17 protein-coding genes and 1 tRNA gene are annotated in these 17,169 nt (G+C 29.7%); 13 read left to right on the top strand and 5 right to left on the bottom strand.

All coding sequences use genetic code 11. The annotated features are described in order from the left end of the window. Window positions 1–287 precede the first annotated feature (287 nt). The 3 genes from CALAG_RS02945 to CALAG_RS02935 all read left to right on the top strand — a co-directional run bounded on the left by CALAG_RS02945 (window position 288) and on the right by CALAG_RS02935 (window position 3,736). Window positions 288–1,343: an AAA family ATPase gene (locus CALAG_RS02945; RefSeq protein WP_015232257.1), complete on the top strand. Its 1,056-nt coding sequence runs from the start codon at window positions 288–290 to the stop codon at window positions 1,341–1,343. Between the two features lie 198 nt (window positions 1,344–1,541). Further along, window positions 1,542–2,579: a potassium channel family protein gene (locus CALAG_RS02940; protein WP_015232256.1), complete on the top strand. Its 1,038-nt coding sequence runs from the start codon at window positions 1,542–1,544 to the stop codon at window positions 2,577–2,579. A gap of 266 nt (window positions 2,580–2,845) precedes the next feature. Then, on the top strand, window positions 2,846–3,736 hold the full coding sequence (locus CALAG_RS02935) for an MBL fold metallo-hydrolase (protein ID WP_015232255.1): 891 nt from the start codon (window positions 2,846–2,848) through the stop codon (window positions 3,734–3,736). On the opposite strand, the gene CALAG_RS02930 is transcribed toward CALAG_RS02935, so the two are convergent. Further along, window positions 3,737–4,015: a hypothetical protein gene (locus CALAG_RS02930; protein WP_015232254.1), complete on the bottom strand. Its 279-nt coding sequence runs from the start codon at window positions 4,013–4,015 to the stop codon at window positions 3,737–3,739. A gap of 134 nt (window positions 4,016–4,149) precedes the next feature. On the opposite strand from CALAG_RS02930, the gene CALAG_RS02925 reads away from it, so the two are divergent. The 6 genes from CALAG_RS02925 to CALAG_RS02900 all read left to right on the top strand — a co-directional run bounded on the left by CALAG_RS02925 (window position 4,150) and on the right by CALAG_RS02900 (window position 9,602). Further along, a complete protein-coding gene (locus tag CALAG_RS02925) occupies window positions 4,150–5,061 on the top strand; it encodes a beta/alpha barrel domain-containing protein (protein WP_015232253.1) in 912 nt (303 codons plus the stop codon). A gap of 291 nt (window positions 5,062–5,352) precedes the next feature. After that, on the top strand, window positions 5,353–5,877 hold the full coding sequence (locus CALAG_RS02920; protein WP_245529255.1) for an OB-fold nucleic acid binding domain-containing protein: 525 nt from the start codon (window positions 5,353–5,355) through the stop codon (window positions 5,875–5,877). Window positions 5,878–6,048: 171 nt separating this feature from the next. Then, window positions 6,049–6,696 carry a ParB N-terminal domain-containing protein gene (locus tag CALAG_RS02915; RefSeq protein ID WP_015232251.1) on the top strand — a complete coding sequence of 216 codons (648 nt, stop codon included), beginning with the start codon at window positions 6,049–6,051 and terminating at the stop codon, window positions 6,694–6,696. 61 nt (window positions 6,697–6,757) lie between these two features. After that, on the top strand, window positions 6,758–7,204 hold the full coding sequence (locus CALAG_RS02910; protein WP_015232250.1) for a CBS domain-containing protein: 447 nt from the start codon (window positions 6,758–6,760) through the stop codon (window positions 7,202–7,204). Between the two features lie 65 nt (window positions 7,205–7,269). Next, window positions 7,270–7,776: a Mut7-C RNAse domain-containing protein gene (locus CALAG_RS02905; RefSeq protein WP_015232249.1), complete on the top strand. Its 507-nt coding sequence runs from the start codon at window positions 7,270–7,272 to the stop codon at window positions 7,774–7,776. Window positions 7,777–7,916: 140 nt separating this feature from the next. Further along, window positions 7,917–9,602, top strand: a complete 1,686-nt coding sequence (locus CALAG_RS02900; protein ID WP_048816701.1) for an SLC13 family permease — start codon at window positions 7,917–7,919, stop codon at window positions 9,600–9,602. Here CALAG_RS02900 and menC read toward each other — a convergent pair. Continuing rightward, complete coding sequence (menC, locus tag CALAG_RS02895) at window positions 9,575–10,708, bottom strand: o-succinylbenzoate synthase (protein WP_015232247.1); 1,134 nt, start codon at window positions 10,706–10,708, stop codon at window positions 9,575–9,577. The two genes, CALAG_RS02900 and menC, sit on opposite strands and share 28 nt — an antisense overlap. Next, window positions 10,699–11,592 (bottom strand): hypothetical protein, encoded by an 894-nt coding sequence (locus tag CALAG_RS02890; protein WP_015232246.1) that lies wholly within the window; start codon window positions 11,590–11,592, stop codon window positions 10,699–10,701. The genes menC and CALAG_RS02890 overlap by 10 nt, the downstream gene beginning before the upstream one ends. A gap of 106 nt (window positions 11,593–11,698) precedes the next feature. On the opposite strand from CALAG_RS02890, the gene CALAG_RS02885 reads away from it, so the two are divergent. The 3 genes from CALAG_RS02885 to CALAG_RS02875 all read left to right on the top strand — a co-directional run bounded on the left by CALAG_RS02885 (window position 11,699) and on the right by CALAG_RS02875 (window position 14,795). After that, window positions 11,699–12,688 carry an aldo/keto reductase gene (locus tag CALAG_RS02885; RefSeq protein ID WP_015232245.1) on the top strand — a complete coding sequence of 330 codons (990 nt, stop codon included), beginning with the start codon at window positions 11,699–11,701 and terminating at the stop codon, window positions 12,686–12,688. A 110-nt stretch (window positions 12,689–12,798) separates the two neighbouring features. After that, complete coding sequence (locus tag CALAG_RS02880) at window positions 12,799–13,578, top strand: hypothetical protein (RefSeq protein ID WP_015232244.1); 780 nt, start codon at window positions 12,799–12,801, stop codon at window positions 13,576–13,578. A gap of 56 nt (window positions 13,579–13,634) precedes the next feature. Continuing rightward, the gene (locus tag CALAG_RS02875; protein WP_015232243.1) at window positions 13,635–14,795 is read left to right on the top strand and encodes an ATP-binding protein; all 1,161 of its coding nucleotides are present in this window, start codon (window positions 13,635–13,637) and stop codon (window positions 14,793–14,795) included. Here CALAG_RS02875 and CALAG_RS02870 read toward each other — a convergent pair. Together CALAG_RS02870 and CALAG_RS02865 are read right to left on the bottom strand one after the other, a co-directional pair. After that, window positions 14,788–15,423 (bottom strand): TenA family protein, encoded by a 636-nt coding sequence (locus tag CALAG_RS02870; protein WP_015232242.1) that lies wholly within the window; start codon window positions 15,421–15,423, stop codon window positions 14,788–14,790. The two genes, CALAG_RS02875 and CALAG_RS02870, sit on opposite strands and share 8 nt — an antisense overlap. A 119-nt stretch (window positions 15,424–15,542) precedes the next feature. Beyond that, a tRNA-Ala gene (locus CALAG_RS02865) sits at window positions 15,543–15,614 on the bottom strand. A 173-nt stretch (window positions 15,615–15,787) separates the two neighbouring features. Between CALAG_RS02865 and CALAG_RS02860 the strand changes: the two genes are divergently transcribed. Next, the gene (locus CALAG_RS02860; RefSeq protein WP_015232241.1) at window positions 15,788–17,155 is read left to right on the top strand and encodes a COG1361 S-layer family protein; all 1,368 of its coding nucleotides are present in this window, start codon (window positions 15,788–15,790) and stop codon (window positions 17,153–17,155) included. The last annotated feature ends 14 nt before the right edge of the window (window positions 17,156–17,169 follow it).

The raw sequence follows: 17,169 nt of genomic DNA, 5'->3' as shown, positions 1-17,169 counted from the left end.
AATATTTTTCACAACATTTTTATAAGTCTATTTAAAGAATTCCGTTAAGATATAAAGCGTACCTACTTTTACTGAGGCTACTCTACTATAGCTACCAATTGATATCAATTCATAATTATGTTCTTTAATTAGTGTTTTTATAAGGCTTTGCCTCTTATTAATAATAAGTAACCAACCTCAAAGGGGGAGGCTTTCATTAAGTTGTAAAAATATTGAGTATCTTATATAAACTTTTTTCTTTTATAAGTTTTAACTTCTGGGGGAGAAGTTAACTTCTGGGGGAGAAGTTGTTATTTGATGAAAGACCTAAAGAGAATAAAGGAGATTTGTTTGATAGAGAAAAAGAGATTGAAGAAATAATGAATAATATCAATAGACCTTTAATTTTAATAACTGGGGTTAGAAGAATAGGTAAAACATCGATACTAAAAGTTGTACTTAATGAGTTAAAAATACCACATTTTATAATAGATTGTAGAAATTTGCCCCCTAATTATAGTAAGGGGAATTTGTACTCACTATTCTCCAACGCAATATCATCTAAACTTTCAACATTTCTTGAAATATTAAGTAAAATAAGAGGGATTAGTATTCTTGGTAATAGTATAGAATTAAAATGGAAAGGAAAAGAATATGTAACTCTATCAGATCTTTTTGATCATTTAAACGAGAAAAGAATAATAATAGGAATAGATGAGGCTCAAAAATTAAGAGGGCCTTTATCAAAGGAAATAAAGGATAGCATCGCTCATGCTTATGATTATGATAGAAACTTAACCTTTATTTTAACTGGCTCTGAAGTAGGACTACTTCATGAATTTTTAGGTATAGAGAATTCTGAATCACCACTCTATGGGAGATACTATCATGAAATAACGTTAGAGAGGTTTGATAAAGACAAAAGCGAGCTGTTTTTAAGAAAAGGTTTCGAAGAGTTAAGATTAAATGTTGATGAGAACGTAATACATGGTATTATTGAAATGTTTGATGGTATTCCAGGGTGGCTAGCTTTGGCCGGAAATCAATTTTCCAACAATAGAGATTTGAAAAGAGTAAAGAATATAGCAATAAATGTTGCTTTAAATGAGATTAATAACTTGATCGAGATGAAAAATAACGTCTCCCCTGTTGTAGCAAGACGTTATAGAACAGTTATGAGATGCATAGCTAGAGGAACGAATAGCTGGAGTAAGATAGTTAATTGTATCCAAAAAGAGGAAGGTAGTACAATTTCTACTAGTGTTCTCGATAATATTTTGAATAATTTGAAGAAATTAAGTATTATTGATGAAAATTATGAATTTTTAGACCCAATCTATAAAGAAGCATCAATATTGCTTTAACACCAATTATAATTTTAAATATTTTGATTTAAAAATTAAATAATTTTATTATTACATTATACCTTAATTTTGTTTTAAGTCTTAAATGCCATTCTAACACAATTGAATATAAAAGATTTCTATCAAAAGATAATTCCTTCAAGATAAAAGATATTTTTAACTTGCTTTATATTTTAAAAAACGAATAGCGGTGAAAAAATGAGAACAAAGCAAAAATGGCTATTAGATATACTAGAAATTATATTTGCACCCTATAGCATCATATCTAGAATCGTTCCCCAACTCATTGCAATAGCATTAGTTATAATAATAACGTCTGAAGTTTTCATATATTATCAACACCTTGATATAATTTCAGCAATTTATGCATCGGTAGGCCTTATAACAACTATTGGTTTATACGCACCAGCTATAAACCAAATGCCATCATTAGAGAAAATATTTTTAACTATATTAGTTGGTTCATCTGTTGCTATTTATACAACTTTAATAACCGGTATAATTATGACGTTATCTAGAAGAAGTGTATGGATAGATGCAAGAGCTAGATGGAGAGCTGCCCATATGAAAAATCATATAGTTATATTAGGTGAAATGATAGAAGTTGCAGAAGAACTTGATAGAATTAAAGCAGATTATGTAATGATTGTAAAAAATGAAGAAATAGCAAAGAAAATAAATTCTCCACGTGTAATAATTGGTAATCCTTCAAGCGAAATAGAATTAAAAAATTCTGGCGTACAGGAGGCCTCTGTGGTTCTAATAGCATTAGATAACGATTTGGAAAATATGACAGCACTTATAAGAACGAAAAGCCTAAATCCAAATGCTAGAATCATTACTGTAATTCATGATGAAAGTCTAACTGATGTCTTTAAGCAGGCCGGTGCATATCAAGTTATAAGAATAAGGAGGTTCATTGGCAGAGCCTTGGCTAGCCTGGCATTGTCAAATAATATTGGAGGAATACTTTTAGAATCTACCGAAGATAGTTCAAGAGCAGTTAAAAAACATGGCTATGCAGTAGGATTCTTTTATGTAGAAAAAGGATCTAAATGCGATGGAATAAAAATATCTGAAATTCCTACTAAACTTTTGCCAATTTTAATTCAAAAACAAAATAATTTCACACCATATTTTACTAGAGATACTAAACTTGATGCAGGAGATGGGTTAGTAATTTTAGGAGATCCTTCAGAATTTCATATTTTAAAAGAAATGTGTACCTCAAGCTAGCATTATCTGAACCCTAAAGAGTGAAGTTTGTTGTTTGTTCTATTATAATATTCTCCTAATAGAGAAAATTATCTTAATTAATAAACTAATTAAATTGCAATGAAAATTCTAAAAAGGAGTTCTTTAAATCTCGTTTCCTTCAAAATATAATCCCAAACTAATGAGAAAACCATTTTGTAAAGGAATCTATTATTGCTATATAAGTTGAATATTTCTAAAAACATGTTTATTAATTTTATTGTATATACGCTAAAAAGGGTGTTAATGTGGGATTAGAAAATATAAAGGGAAATACCTTTTTATATAAAGGAAGTCCAGCAACATTGTTTTATAAGGATGAAGAAAATAATGTTTATATAATAGATCCTGGACAAGGATCGAAAAGACCTAAAGAATTAAAATCTATGTTAAATAAATTAAATCCAAAAAAATCCATAGCCTTCATTACGCATTATCATAGTGACCATATAGCAGTTCTTGGAGAAGGATTTTCTGTAAATGAAATAGTTGTTTCTGAAATAGATGCACCAGCCGTTAGGGATCCTAGTCTTAGAGCATTACTTACATTTGGTTACATGCTAAATCATGAAGATAACATATTACCATTTAAGGCTAAGGCTATAAATCCTACGAAATTAATAGGCAAAGATCAAAATACTTATGGACCTTTACAGTTAATTCCTTTACCAGGCCATACACAGGGACAATTAGGAGTAATAACTCCAGATGGTGTATTATATGCAGCAGATTCATTATTTGGAGATAAAGTTTTGACAAAATATGGAATACCCTATCATCAATATCCATGCAAGTCCGTAGAAAGCCTTAATTTGATTTTAAATATGCTATCAAAAGTAGATATTATTGTTCCTTCACACGGTCCAATTGTTAATAGCTCTGAAGCATCTCAACTAATTGAGAGCAATATTAAGAAAATAACTGAAATTGAAGAAGAAATTAAAAAGCTATTAGTAGAGCCTATGTGCTTATCATCAATAACACAGAAATTAACCTCAATATATAAAAGTGAAGAACCAAGCATTGGGGCTTATCTGCTTGCAGAAAATACAATAAGAGGATATATTTCATGCTTAAGACAACAAGGTTTAATAGAGGCAATTAATGATAATAATATAAAATGGAAAATTACAAAATAATTATTGATTTTTAATTTTAAAAACTGCAATTCTATAATCAAAAGATGGTTCATCGTTTTTTATATCAATAATATCTGAAATTAAGCCGTATTCTTCAAATACATATTTTAAATCTTCAATCCAATCATATAATCCGCATGTCTCGCAATAAGTACCTTCAATCTTAACATAAACTAAATTTCCCTCCCTTTTTATAACTCTGGCCACAGCTTCAGGTGATCTATATCTATTGTATTTAACTATAGCCTTCCTTATTTTATCTGAATAATCCTTGTCCATAGTATCTCATATAAATGGATTTCAATAAAAATTTTTAAATTTAAATATGATCAATTCAACCTATTATGCCAAAAAGCATTAGGGGTCATCTTTAATTTTAATTTCTATAATCAATAAAATAATAGAGTGGAAAAATGAGCATAGCAGAGTCCATGATTAATTTGATTTCAAAAAGTGTTAAGTATGTACATCCAGAAATAACTATGAGAATAGGCCATCTAATTTTTTCTATACCCTTGCCAGAAGGTAAATGCAAACATCAATACGAAATAGGTTCAGCTAAGGTTTGTGGAAAAGTTGGTATTGCAGCTGGATTAGATAAAAATGGAAAATACGCCAAATTTCTATCCCATTTTAATCCTGGATTTATTGTAATTGGTTCAACTACACCTAAGAAAAGGATTGGAAATAAACCTCCTAGAGTTGCTAGAATTTTGCCTTATTCCATGGTTAATGCCATGGGATTAAACAATGATGGATTACCCATGGTTTTATCTAGGGTTTCAAAGATAAATTATCCGATCTTTATAAGCGTTGCTGGATTTAACCTCTTTGAAATAGAAGAACAAATAATTTATTTAAATAAATATATGAGCGAAAACATACAAGGGATAGAAATTAATTTATCAAGCCCTACATATAAAGGCAAATGGAAGGATATTATACCAACATTAACAGCTTCTAAAAAACAGATTTTTATCAAAATAGGTCCAGGATTTAGTATAAGAGAATATGCAAAAATTGCTAATAAAGAAGGATTTGGCTTAGTCTTATCAAACACATTACCAATACAAGATAACAGAATAAGTGTAAAAAGAGGAGGGTTAAGCGGAATATTGTTATATAAACTTTCAAAAGCTATGATCAAAAAAGCTAGAGAAGTTGGTGGAAATGAAATACCAATTATCGGTGTAGGAGGAATTATGAGTTGTAAACAACTTAATGAAATATTACAATATGCTAATGCTGCAGAAATTTATACGGCTATTTTATACATGGGTCCTGGTATAATAAATAGTTTAAATGAAAGATGTAACAAATTATAAAAATTAATTATTCGACTCTTTATATTTTGCTACTTTCTCCAGGATTTACTTCTCATCGATTCTGATCCATCTCTTATAGTTCTTTTGTTATAATCATGATTTCAACGAATTCTACCAATTTGAATAACCATTTTTTGTTAACAAAGAGCTCTTAACAATATAACAAACTTTTATATTGATACTTCTAAAAAGGAAGTAATCATCTAAAAAAGGATCTGATAACAAAAAGAGAAAACTTTTAACCACAGTCCTCTAAAAAATTAATTGCCCAGTAGGGTGTAAATAAATAGTGTGAGGAATGTAATCTTGAGTGAAGGTAATCGTAAGGTATCGGACCTCCGTGAGGGGGAAGATAATGTCTCTATTAAGGTAAGGGTTTTAAGTGTTGACGAGCCAAAGGTCATCCATACAAAAAGAGGAGATAGAACAATAAGCGAAGCCATAGTTGGAGATGAAAGCGGCAGAATAAAACTTACAATGTGGGGAAATCAGGCTGGGAAAATAAATGAGGGAGATGCTATAGAACTAAAAGGCGCTTGGACAACAAGCTTTAAAGGAGATGTCCAATTAAATATAGGATCACGTGGTGAAATAAATAAGATAGATGAGGGATCACTTCCTAAGCCTGAAGATATACCAGAAAATACACCAAAGGCATCAGAATCGAGTTCAAGAAGTTATGGAAGATCTAGAGGAGGATATAGAAGAGGAGGATATGGGGGAAGAGGATATAGAAGAGATAGAGGAGGATATTCTTCCTCTTTTGGAAGTTCTGAGGAAGGAGAAGAAAGTAGCGATAGTGAGGATGAAGAGTAATAATCTTATTTTTAATTTTATTAACAGCCTATTTTTATTATAACTTTTTTATGATTTTGTTTTTAAATTAAGCTTAATTTATATTTCTTATGATTATTACTGATATAATATAAAGTTTTTAATCCTTAGTAATATTAATGTTTCTGAAAAGGTGAATGGTGATGCGCCTTTGTGGAGACTAAGAATTTAAGCTCCGTTAACATAGGACTTGTTAATATATCTGATCTTAAACAACATGAGTATGCTCTCGATGAGCACATAGAGGAACTAAAGCAGAAAATTATAATGGAGAAAATTATAAGAAAGCCGATAATTGCTGATATAAATACTGGTACAATAATAGATGGAGCTCATAGAACAAGGGCTTTAAAATCTCTAAATGTAAAATATATCCCTGCGATCTTGATAGATTATCTTAATTATAATGAAATGTATGTTGATAAATGGATTAGAATATATTATTTTGACAACCAAAGTGAAATAATAACAGATTTAAAGTCCATATTCTGTTTTGATAATATTGAGCATAATCATAAAAGCACAAAAATAAAACTATGCGATGATAATAAAATAGATGCATATATGCAAATTAACAAATTTGAAAATGAATATAAAGAACTAATAAAAGGAATTTACTTTTCTAAATCACCCCTTAAACAAAATAAAAGGAATGGAATTATAATTGATCCACCAAAATTAGATAAAAATGATGTAATATATGTAGCATTAAAGCAAATGCTGTTACCTCCAAGATCAACTAGACATATTTCGCTATTAAAGAAAATTTATATTAATTTCTCTTTAAAAGATTTATATTAAAATCTTATAAAACAAAGATACTTTAAACTCTCTTTTTTATTTAGTTACAGTGGTGGATACATTGAGTGCTTCAGTGCCGAAATATTTAGTAAGAGATGTAATGAGAACCCCAACTGTAAATATATTGCCTACCAAAAGTGTTAGTGAAATAGCAAGACTCATGATTGATAGGGATGTTGGATCCGTATTAGTAGTAAATGAAGAAGGAAACTTACTAGGAATAATTACAAAAACAGATATTGTAAGAGAGGTGGTTGCCAAAGGCTTATCTCCATTAAATATTAATGCAAGCCAAATTATGACTAAAAACCCATACTACGCATTTGAAGACGTACCATTAGAAGAAGCTGCAAGTCTAATGGGAAGCAAAGGTGTTGGCCATTTACCTATCTTGGATTCAAGAACTTTAAAGCCAATTGGAATGCTTTCTAAGAGAGATATATTAAAATTAGCTCCATATTATATTGACTTAGTTTATCAATTAAAGGCAGAAAAGATAGGAAAATAATCCTATGAGCATTGTTATTTAAATATAAGGGCTCTGATAAAAGTATTTTATCTAAGGAGATAAAGATGTCAAAATACATAGCTGATGCCATGCTTGGTACATTAACAAGATGGCTAAGAATATTAGGATATGATATTATATATTCAAGGGATTATAGCGATGGACAAATAATAAATATTGCTTTGAAAACAAAGAGAATGATAATTACAAGAGATAGAGGATTATATCATAAAGCTAAAAAACTTAACATAGATTCGTATTTAATTGAATCTACAGACATTGTTAAAATATTATCTGAATTATATTCTAAAAAAATAATAGAATTAGAATTAGACCCTGCAAAAAGCAGATGCCCCCAATGTAATGAAAAATTAATTAAAGTAACTGATAAGAATTTAATAAGAAATAGAGTTCCTCCAGGAGCATTAAAGACTTACAATACCTTTTATCTCTGCAAGAAATGTGGTCAAGTATATTGGGAAGGAGGACATTGGAAAAACATAAGAAGAATAATCAACGAAGCAAAAATTAACTCGATTAACTCTTCTGAACCTAAAGAAAATTTTAAATAAGCAAAAATATATTCATTACAACAAATGAAAGCCCATAAATTATGGTGGGAAAATTTTAAGATTTTTTCATGAATATTTTATTGATATACTTAATTTAAATTTTAATATCTAGTCTTCTATTTAATTTACATGTGCAAAGTATGCCAAGTTTACATGAATATGGTTTGATTGCAATAATAATAATTTCATTATCATTCTTACTATCAAGAAGGCTAAGACATGATATTATAGGAATTGCAACAATGATAGTTTTAATTATTGCTGGCTATTTAACCCCTCAAGAAGCCTTACAAAATTTCAGCTCGATAACCGTTATTATGCTTATTTCATTAATGATCATAGCAGGTACGTTGGCTGATTCTGGAATATTAGAAGTTATGGGAAATTATATAACATCTAAGATTAAATATGAAAAAGTTTTATTGTTATTACTTTTATCTTTAACTGTTATCGCCTCCGGATTTGTAAGTGATGTTGCATTGATCTTAGCATTTATACCTCTTATTTATTCTGTTTCATTAAGGCTTAAGAGACCTATATCAAGATATTTATTACCTTTAGCTTATGCTGCAATCTTAGGAGGTCCTACCACTCTAATTGGGACCTCAACAAATGTTATATTAACAAATGCATGGTACAATAAATTTGGATATAATCTAAATTTATTTGAGTTTGCAAAAATAAATTTAATTGCATCATTTATAAGCATAATTATATTGGTATTTGTTATAACGCCTTTTTTAGGAAGGAAAATTAAAGAGGTTTCATCATTAAAAGAAATAACAGTGCAAAGTTATATTATAGAGGCACAAATAACAGGTGATAGCAATTTTATAGGAAAGACTCCAAAGGATGTGGAAAAATCTCTCAACGCAAAAGTTATTAGAATTATTTCTCCATGGAGATTTATTGGAACGGTAAGAAAGCTAAAAGAAGGAGATATTTTATTATTAAAAATAACTCCTGCACAACTTCCTTTGATACTTTCATCTAGAGGATTAAAAATTTCTGAAAAAGAAAAGGAAGAAAAAGAAATGTTCTTTGAGTTATTAGTAACTAGTTCATCAAAACTAAAGGGGAGAAAAGTAAAGGAATTAGATTTAGATACTTATAACTCTTATGTAATAGGGATTGCATCTGCTAATTTCATAACAAGAATTAACGATTACATATTGAGACCTGGAGATATATTATTAATACAAGGAGAAGAACCTAATGTGGCAAAACTTGCAAAATACTATGACCTATTACCTATTAATAGTCAAGGATTAAAGGCTTTTGATAAAAGAAAAGCCTTATTTTCAATCTCTGGTTTAAGTATAGCAATAATACTTAGTTTCTTCAATTTTAATTTAGGCTTATCATTTTTAATAGGTGCATTAATTTCTACATTTAGCGGTTTTTCAACATTAAGAAAAATGTATGAATATGTTGAATGGCCTTTAATAGTCTTTATAGGTTCTTATTTATCTTTAGGAGAAGTCATCATAAATAGTGGGATTTCATCCATGGTTGGAGGATTGATCCATAGCTCACTCCTAATTTTGTTTTTATTAGCAATACTGCTTAGCAATACTGTTGGTTATGTTACAGCCGCTATAATACTTGCACCAATAGCGTTATCATTCCCAAATCCATTATTAGGCGTTACAGTTTTAGCTATGGGGGCTTCCTCTCCTTTTTTGACCCCATTCGCACATCAAGCTAATCTTATAGCTTATGGCACAGCAGGATATAAAAATAGAGACTTCTTATTAGCTGGAATACTAATAATCTTAATAAAGTTTTTAGTAACATTTTATTTGCTAGGATTACTTAAACTATAACTTTTGCTCCTTTTTGAATTTTTAATTATATAATCTTCTAATACTTCTACTCCAATTCCTGGTTTTTCTGGTGCAGTAATTGTACCATCTTTATTAAGCTTCCAAGGAGGTTCTACAATGTCTTTTTCATAGTATTTTTCTGATGCACTTATATCATTAGGATACCTTACTCCTGGCAAGGTTGCTGCAGAAACTAGATGGCCTCTTCCAATACCTGTTTCAAGCATACCTCCTATCCAAACATTTCTATTTGCTATTTTATACCAGAAATCGTGAATTTTTAATACCTCATTAAACCCTCCAACCCTTCCTGGCTTTATGTTTATAATCATTGCTGAATTTAGTTGATAAGCCTTTCTTGCATCATTTACATCTTCTATGCTTTCATCCAAGCATATAGGTGTTTTTATGTGTCTTGCTAATTCTGCATGATCAACTAAATCTTTCCAATGCAAAGGCTGTTCGATCATGAGCAAATTGTAATTATCTAATTTTCTGAATATCTCAATATCATTTAACTTATAAGCTGAGTTTGCATCTACCTGCAAAGGTAAATCTTCACCAAATTCTTTTCTTAATCTAATAACAGGCTCTAGGTCATAACCAGGCTTTATCTTTATCTTAATTCTTTTATAACCCTTTTCTAAAAATGATGATACTTTTTTAACTAAATCGTCCGTTGTTTTTTGTATTCCTATGCTAACTCCGCTAGAAATATTTCTATTTACTCCACCTAATAATCTCCATAAAGGCTTTCCTTCCACCTTAGCTTTTAAATCCCATAAAGCCATTTCAAAACCTGCCTTTGCCATATTATGACCTCTAATGTTTGAAACCTTTTCATTAAATTTATCTACATCAATTTCTTTCTCTTCAATAACTTTTGGTATTATAAAATCATTTAATATATGCCAAGCAGTTTCCCATGTTTCATAACTATACCAAGGTCCTTCTCCAGCTACTGATTCGGCCCATCCAACCTCTCCTCCTTTTTCTTCTAATCTAATTAATAATGCTGGTCTTTCGATTGTTTTCCCAAAACTTGTTTCAAAGTCTTCTTTTAACTTAACCCACAATTCAAAAATTTCTATTTTCTTTAACTCCATAACTTATCTCCCTCCAATAAATCGTTTAGACTAGTCTTAATTAATACAACATACCCATTGTTTTTGCTTTTAGTATAACCTATTGCAATATAACCGTTGCTTAAATAAAACTTGTATGCCTCTCTTGTATATAATCTCCACATTTGTGCAATATCTTTGTTTATTTCCTTTATAAATGATATTTCTTTTGGTATAGAAATTAAGACTATTTTATTATTTAATTTAAATTCCTTCTTTATTGGTATTTCAATATCAAAGATTTCTCCTTTTTTCCCTTTCTCTTTACTTGTTTTACTATCTATGGCTAGATAAGCTCCTTTCCCCATTAACTCTTCAAATGATGGGGTTTTAATTTTGCCTTCTAATTTATTAGAAACATATTTACTTGAGATATACCATTCAGCCTCAAATCTGTCTGTTTCCAATCCTTTATTTATTGAATCCCTTATATTGCCGTAATAATTTTCTTTATAAATCCTTCCTATAGCCCCCAATTTTTCTAAATTGAAATTCAAGTTTAATGATTGCAATGGGTCAAAAGTCCATTTAATAAGGTCTATACCTAGTTTCAATACTTCTTCTCTTTGTTTTATTTTTAGTTTATATCCAACATTTTTATATTTATATTCATTTAAAACGCCGGTCATATGGCTATAGAAATATCTATTTTCATTACATCCAACTGCCCAACCCATATTAAAACCTATCATATTTCCATTATAGAATGCTCCTAAAATAATGCCACCATTTTCTGCAAGAGCCTTTAAAATATGTACAGGTGTTGCTTCTGTATAATCAGGCATTCCCCAAGCAGATTTTTCAATTTCCATAACATTTTCCAAATCTTTTGCATCTTTTATCTTTTTTATTAATATGTCTTCCATTATTTCTCCCAATAATTTTAATATAAATAAAAATTTAAATTTTAATTTAGCTAACCAATACAAAGTTTTTTATAAAAATTTTTTGTTTTAAAAGTAGGAGAGAGAAATGAAATATAAAGTCTTTGGAAAAACAAAAATAAAAATTAGTGAAGTTGGTTTAGGTTTTTGGCAAATAGGCTCTACTTCTTGGAAAGGAGATATAAGTAAGGCCAAAGAAATAGTTAAGCAGGCATTAGATTCTGGAATTAATTTTTTCGATACCGCAGAAGTATATGGCAATGGAAAAAGTGAAATGTCTTTAGGAAATGCAATAAAAGAACTTAATGCTATAGATTCAACTTTTGTCGCAACAAAAGTTGGGGGATTCAGACCAACTGAATATTTTATAGAAAAAGGTATCAAAAGATCTATCAAAAATTTAGGATTTAAACCACATCTATTGCAACTTCATTGGCCACCACCAATTTGGATACCATTATGTTCAACTATTAGAGGTTTAGAAAAAATGGTTGACAAAGGATATGTAGATTTCATAGGGGTTTCTAACTTTTCTGGAAAATTATTAAATGAAGCCATTCATTGCACATCAAAGCATGAAATAATATCAAATCAAATTGAATATAATCTAGCCTATAGGGTACCAGAAATTGATATATTTCCCTTAGCAAAAAAAGAAAATGTTGAAATAATTGCATATAGTCCTTTAGCAAAGGGGGCTTTAGCAGGGGCCTTAAATCCTAATTCTTTGGCTCAAAAATCTGATAAAAAGTTTAACATAATTAAAAATGATAATGAACTAATATCAACACTAAATTCCATTTCTCAGAAAAGAGGTTATACATGGTCTCAAATAAGCCTAAAATGGTTAATAAATAACAATACATTACCAATACCAGGGACTAGAAACAAAAATAGAGTAATAGAATATGCAAATTCATCAGAAATTGAATTAGACAAAGAAGAATTATCGTTACTCAATAGTGTTACAAATAAATATGTTAATATGTGGGGAAATAAATATGGTAATTTAAATTCTATAAGATATGTTCCTTGCATATTGCAATATATAGGCATAAAAATTGCTGGTGGAGCTTAATTTTCAATAAGATAATTTTCAATAAGATGAAGTATTAATCCGGTGTTACCAGGGAACACTGCTAAAGTGCTCTAAAATTATATTTGTAATATAGAGTTGAGGGATAAAAAATGATAGGAGATGTTGTAAAAAAATTCTTTGCAAGAGGTCAATACAAAGAGACCGGTCTATCTCAAGAAGGCATTAATTATGATGAGATACTTGCCCAATTAGGTTTAGTTAAAATGGAGTTAGATAGAATAAAGACCACAATTATAAATGAAATACAAAATTATTATGAAAAAATGGTTAGCTCAAAGAAATTGAATAACACTGAAGATATGGAAATGAATGCTGCAGAAATAGTTTTAAAAAAGAGGGTATTGAAAGCTGTGTTAGCCTATGGAAACATGATAGAATTAACTATAAGGAGAATACAGGATACAAGAAGTCTAGAATCTATAGTTAAAGTATTGACGCCATTAAGATATGCAATGAGCGCTATGGATGAATATTTGACAGGCTTCGCACCAGAAGCCGTTACGTCATTGAGCAATGTATTAGAAGAAACTGAAAACGTAATAAGAAAGACAGGAATCATAGCAAACTCAATGCCTCAAGGAAAAAGTGTATCAGAATTAGTTCCAGAAGCAAGTGAATTAATAACTAATGCTATGGCAAAGGCTCAAAAAGAAGCAGAACAGCTTTCACCAAGGGTTCCAGAAACCTTTGATCCTGATATAATAGAAAGAAAAGTTTTTGAATATATAAAGAATAAAAATGGAGTATTAAGCTTAAGGAAAGCATCAGAAGAATTGGGTATACCTTTGGATGTAATTAGAGAAACATTATATAGATTAGAGGCAAGGGGAATAATTAAAGTAGATCTTCCAAATCAATCAACAACGTAAAATAGCCTCTCACTCTTTAAACCATTTTATTTAAATAAATAAAAAGAGGTTAGATTATGTCAGAAACAAACCCAGTTGCAATGCTAGAACAAACTGCTAGGAGAAAGATGCATGAAGCATTAGATGCTGAGAGAAATAAAGATTATGAAACAGCCATTGATAAATATAAAAGAGCTATGGAGGCTCTTGAAGAAATCATTAGAAATTATCCTGAGCATCCCATGGTAAAAATATATAAAAAGACTATAAATGAGCTGAATTTAAGACTTAAATATTTAGAAAACAAAGCTAGCCAGCCTATTGGGGAAACTGTTTCTGATGAAGTAAGGGTAGAAATTAAAGGAGATATAAATGATAGCTTGCCTGACTTTGTTTTAAAGGAAAAACCTAGCATTACATTTGATGACATAGCAGGCTTGGATGAAGCAAAAAGAGCAATAAAAGAAGCAATTATATATCCTATAAAAAGGCCTGACCTATTTCCATTAGGGTGGCCAAGAGGAATACTTCTATATGGTCCTCCAGGAACTGGAAAAACCATGCTAGCGGCTGCTGTTGCAAATGAAATTAATGGGGAATTCATATATTTAGACGCAGCTAATATAATGAGTAAATGGTTAGGAGAAGGAGAAAAGAATGTAAAGAAGGTATTTGATTATGCAAGAAATAAATCAAAAAATGGTATACCAGTTATTGTATTTATAGATGAATTAGATGCATTATTAGGGGTCCATACAAATGAAGTAGGAGGGGAAGTAAGAGTAAGAAATCAATTTCTTAAAGAAATGGATGGCCTACAAGATAAATCAATAACATTACATGTTTATGTAATAGGTGCAACAAATAAACCTTGGGCTCTTGATGAGCCATTTATAAGAAGATTCCAAAAGAGAATTTATGTACCTTTGCCAAACAAAGAGGCTAGATTAAAATTGCTTTCAATGCTTACATCAAAGATTAAAATAGATGAAGGTGTAAACTTTGATCAACTCTCAGAAATGTTAGAAGGATATTCAGGTAGCGATATAAAAGATATTGTTCAAGATGCCTATATGATAGCTGTGAGGGAATATTTTGAATCTGATGGAAAAAGTGAAACTGTTAGGCCTATAAATATTAATGATTTCAATGAGGCAATTAAACAAAGGAGGCCTAGTGTTAATAAAGAAATGCTAAAGCTTTATGAGAGTTGGACTGAAAGATTTAAGGCTATTTAAATATTGTAGGATCTTTTCTTAAAGCTGCTTCCCAAAACATTATTTCAAAATTTACACTGTTTCTGAAGACATTTTTTATCCCATCATTTAATTTTATATCATCAAGGGCATCTATTATGGTCTCTACTCTATTCTCATAATCTTTTGAACCATAAAAGCTTGCCCATAAATCGTATATTTCATTAGGTGACCCTTTTACAAATTTTCCAACAAAACTATAGCCTATCATGCAAGGCGCCCAGGATGCAAGAAAATAATCCCAACCAATCGTTGAATTATAATATAAATGTCTAGTATACGCATAATTAACTAAATTATATCCAGTATTTTCTATAGCTGCATCATCAATGTTTAATTTTTCTAAAATCTCTTTTTCTATTTCCAATCCTTTATCTCTTGTATTAAAAATAGCATTTAATATATTTGTAATTTTATTTAGAGGAGCTTTGCTTGATGCATTCAATAATGACTTAAGCATTATATTAACATATTTTGTGTCTTGGATCATATAATATTTAAATGAATCTAAAGGTAAGGTACCTTCTTTCATTTTAATAACAAATTCATGCCTAATATACTTATCCCATAAATCTTTCACATCGTCTCTTAAAATATCGAAATTGCTCATCCAAATCCCCTATTACTACTAAGAATAGTAAAAATTTTATATTTTTATCGTGGAATACATTATAAAATTAATCTTCTTTATTTTTCATTTTAAAAATTTTTTGAAATAATATAGAAATATGGACCGGCCGGGATTTGAACCCGGGACCTCCGCCGTGCGAGGGCGGCATTCTTCCACTGAACTACCGGCCCTCATAAAATAAAGAAAATTAATTAGGCTATATTTATTTTGCTAAAAAATAGTTAAGAAAGTAAAGATATGATGAAAATCAACATTATTAATATTTCCCCACCCTAAGTATATTGCTTAATTATTGTAAGAGTTTTTATATAACTTTGTTATATATATATCCAGGGTGAATATATTGAATAAATTAGGAAAAAAAGGAAGCATTATAACAATTTTATTATTAATTTCATTAATATTGGTTAGTATATCATTTATTCATGTTAGTAAAGCAGAAACAACTCCAGTTCTAAAACCATCATTTATAGCATATTCATACTGGGGTTCAAATACATCACCTATTTTAGCATATCCAGGAGCATCGTTTTTACCTTTGACTATAACAGTTACATATTTAGGACCTTATACGTTATATAATGTAACAATAAATTCAACAATTACATATCCTTTAATATTATCAAAAGGAAGCTCGATACCTAGTCTATATATTCCTGTGTTAACTCCTGGAACTACATTAAAATTATTTGGACTATTTAATGTTAGCAATACTTCAAATGGTATATATAATGAAACACTTAATATAAAATATACAATATTTAAAACTATACCTGAGACTAATCAAACAATACCTATAAGTCAATTTACTACAATAAAATATTCAGTCCCTATTTTAGGTTATGTTGACTTAAAACTAGTTGGATTCAAAACCAATCCTCCTGTTATTTATGCTGGAGACACAGCTGCGATATTAACTGTTTATTTAGTAAATCAAGGTAATGTTATTGCAAGTAACGTCAGTGCTTATCTTTATACACCTTCTCAATTATCACCATTATATTTAGGTTCTAATAAAATAAACATAGGTTATTTGCCAATAGGAACTCCAGTAAACATATCATTTCCTCTTGAAATCCAAAATATAACTACTCCTATATCATTAATAGAACCTTATAAGACTGTACAAATACCAGCTTCATTTAATACTACAGCTATTCTTGTTATTAAAGGAAATGGTATAAATGAATCATTTAATATACCAATTGAAGTTAAACCATCGGCATATTTTATTGCCACACAGGTATATCATAACTCATTAACACAAGGAGAATCAAATACATATTTAACAATATCATTAATAAACTTAGGTAGCGCAACATCAAAATTTGTAACAGTTACTTTATTGCCAAATCCAGTTATAACTCCATATGTTTCTTCAAGTATTAATCCATTAATAGGAGTTGAAACTATTAATTATACAGTTGGTGATATACCTAGCAATGCTATTTTTAATGTTACATTTGTTATTAGCGCTTCATCCGGAATAACGCCAGGAACATACTACATACCTATATTAGTAACTTGGTACCAACCTCCTACAATGACACCAATGCATCAAGTAATAGAAATTCCTATAACTATATCTTCATCATTTTCAATAGGCTCATTTAGCAAAATAAGCTCCATTGATATACTATATCTAGTAGCAATCATTGTAATCATAATACTAATTGTTATGGTTATTATTGGAAGAAGGAGAAAACATTAAACCTGGGGAACCTT

Source organism: Caldisphaera lagunensis DSM 15908 (assembly GCF_000317795.1).
Taxonomy (GTDB): domain Archaea; phylum Thermoproteota; class Thermoprotei_A; order Sulfolobales; family Acidilobaceae; genus Caldisphaera; species Caldisphaera lagunensis.
This window is presented reverse-complemented; position numbering and strand designations above follow the sequence as displayed.

What these genes read in the sequence shown, in the direction of transcription:
- CALAG_RS02940 (WP_015232256.1), top strand. Translation starts at nt 1,542, where the DNA reads ATGAGAACAAAGCAAAAATGGCTATTAGATATACTAGAAATTATATTT.
- CALAG_RS02930 (WP_015232254.1), bottom strand. Translation starts at nt 4,015, where the DNA reads ATGGACAAGGATTATTCAGATAAAATAAGGAAGGCTATAGTTAAATAC.
- CALAG_RS02925 (WP_015232253.1), top strand. Translation starts at nt 4,150, where the DNA reads ATGAGCATAGCAGAGTCCATGATTAATTTGATTTCAAAAAGTGTTAAG.
- CALAG_RS02905 (WP_015232249.1), top strand. Translation starts at nt 7,270, where the DNA reads ATGTCAAAATACATAGCTGATGCCATGCTTGGTACATTAACAAGATGG.
- CALAG_RS02900 (WP_048816701.1), top strand. Translation starts at nt 7,917, where the DNA reads ATGCCAAGTTTACATGAATATGGTTTGATTGCAATAATAATAATTTCA.
- menC (WP_015232247.1), bottom strand. Translation starts at nt 10,708, where the DNA reads ATGGAGTTAAAGAAAATAGAAATTTTTGAATTGTGGGTTAAGTTAAAA.
- CALAG_RS02890 (WP_015232246.1), bottom strand. Translation starts at nt 11,592, where the DNA reads ATGGAAGACATATTAATAAAAAAGATAAAAGATGCAAAAGATTTGGAA.
- CALAG_RS02885 (WP_015232245.1), top strand. Translation starts at nt 11,699, where the DNA reads ATGAAATATAAAGTCTTTGGAAAAACAAAAATAAAAATTAGTGAAGTT.
- CALAG_RS02880 (WP_015232244.1), top strand. Translation starts at nt 12,799, where the DNA reads ATGATAGGAGATGTTGTAAAAAAATTCTTTGCAAGAGGTCAATACAAA.
- CALAG_RS02875 (WP_015232243.1), top strand. Translation starts at nt 13,635, where the DNA reads ATGTCAGAAACAAACCCAGTTGCAATGCTAGAACAAACTGCTAGGAGA.
- CALAG_RS02870 (WP_015232242.1), bottom strand. Translation starts at nt 15,423, where the DNA reads ATGAGCAATTTCGATATTTTAAGAGACGATGTGAAAGATTTATGGGAT.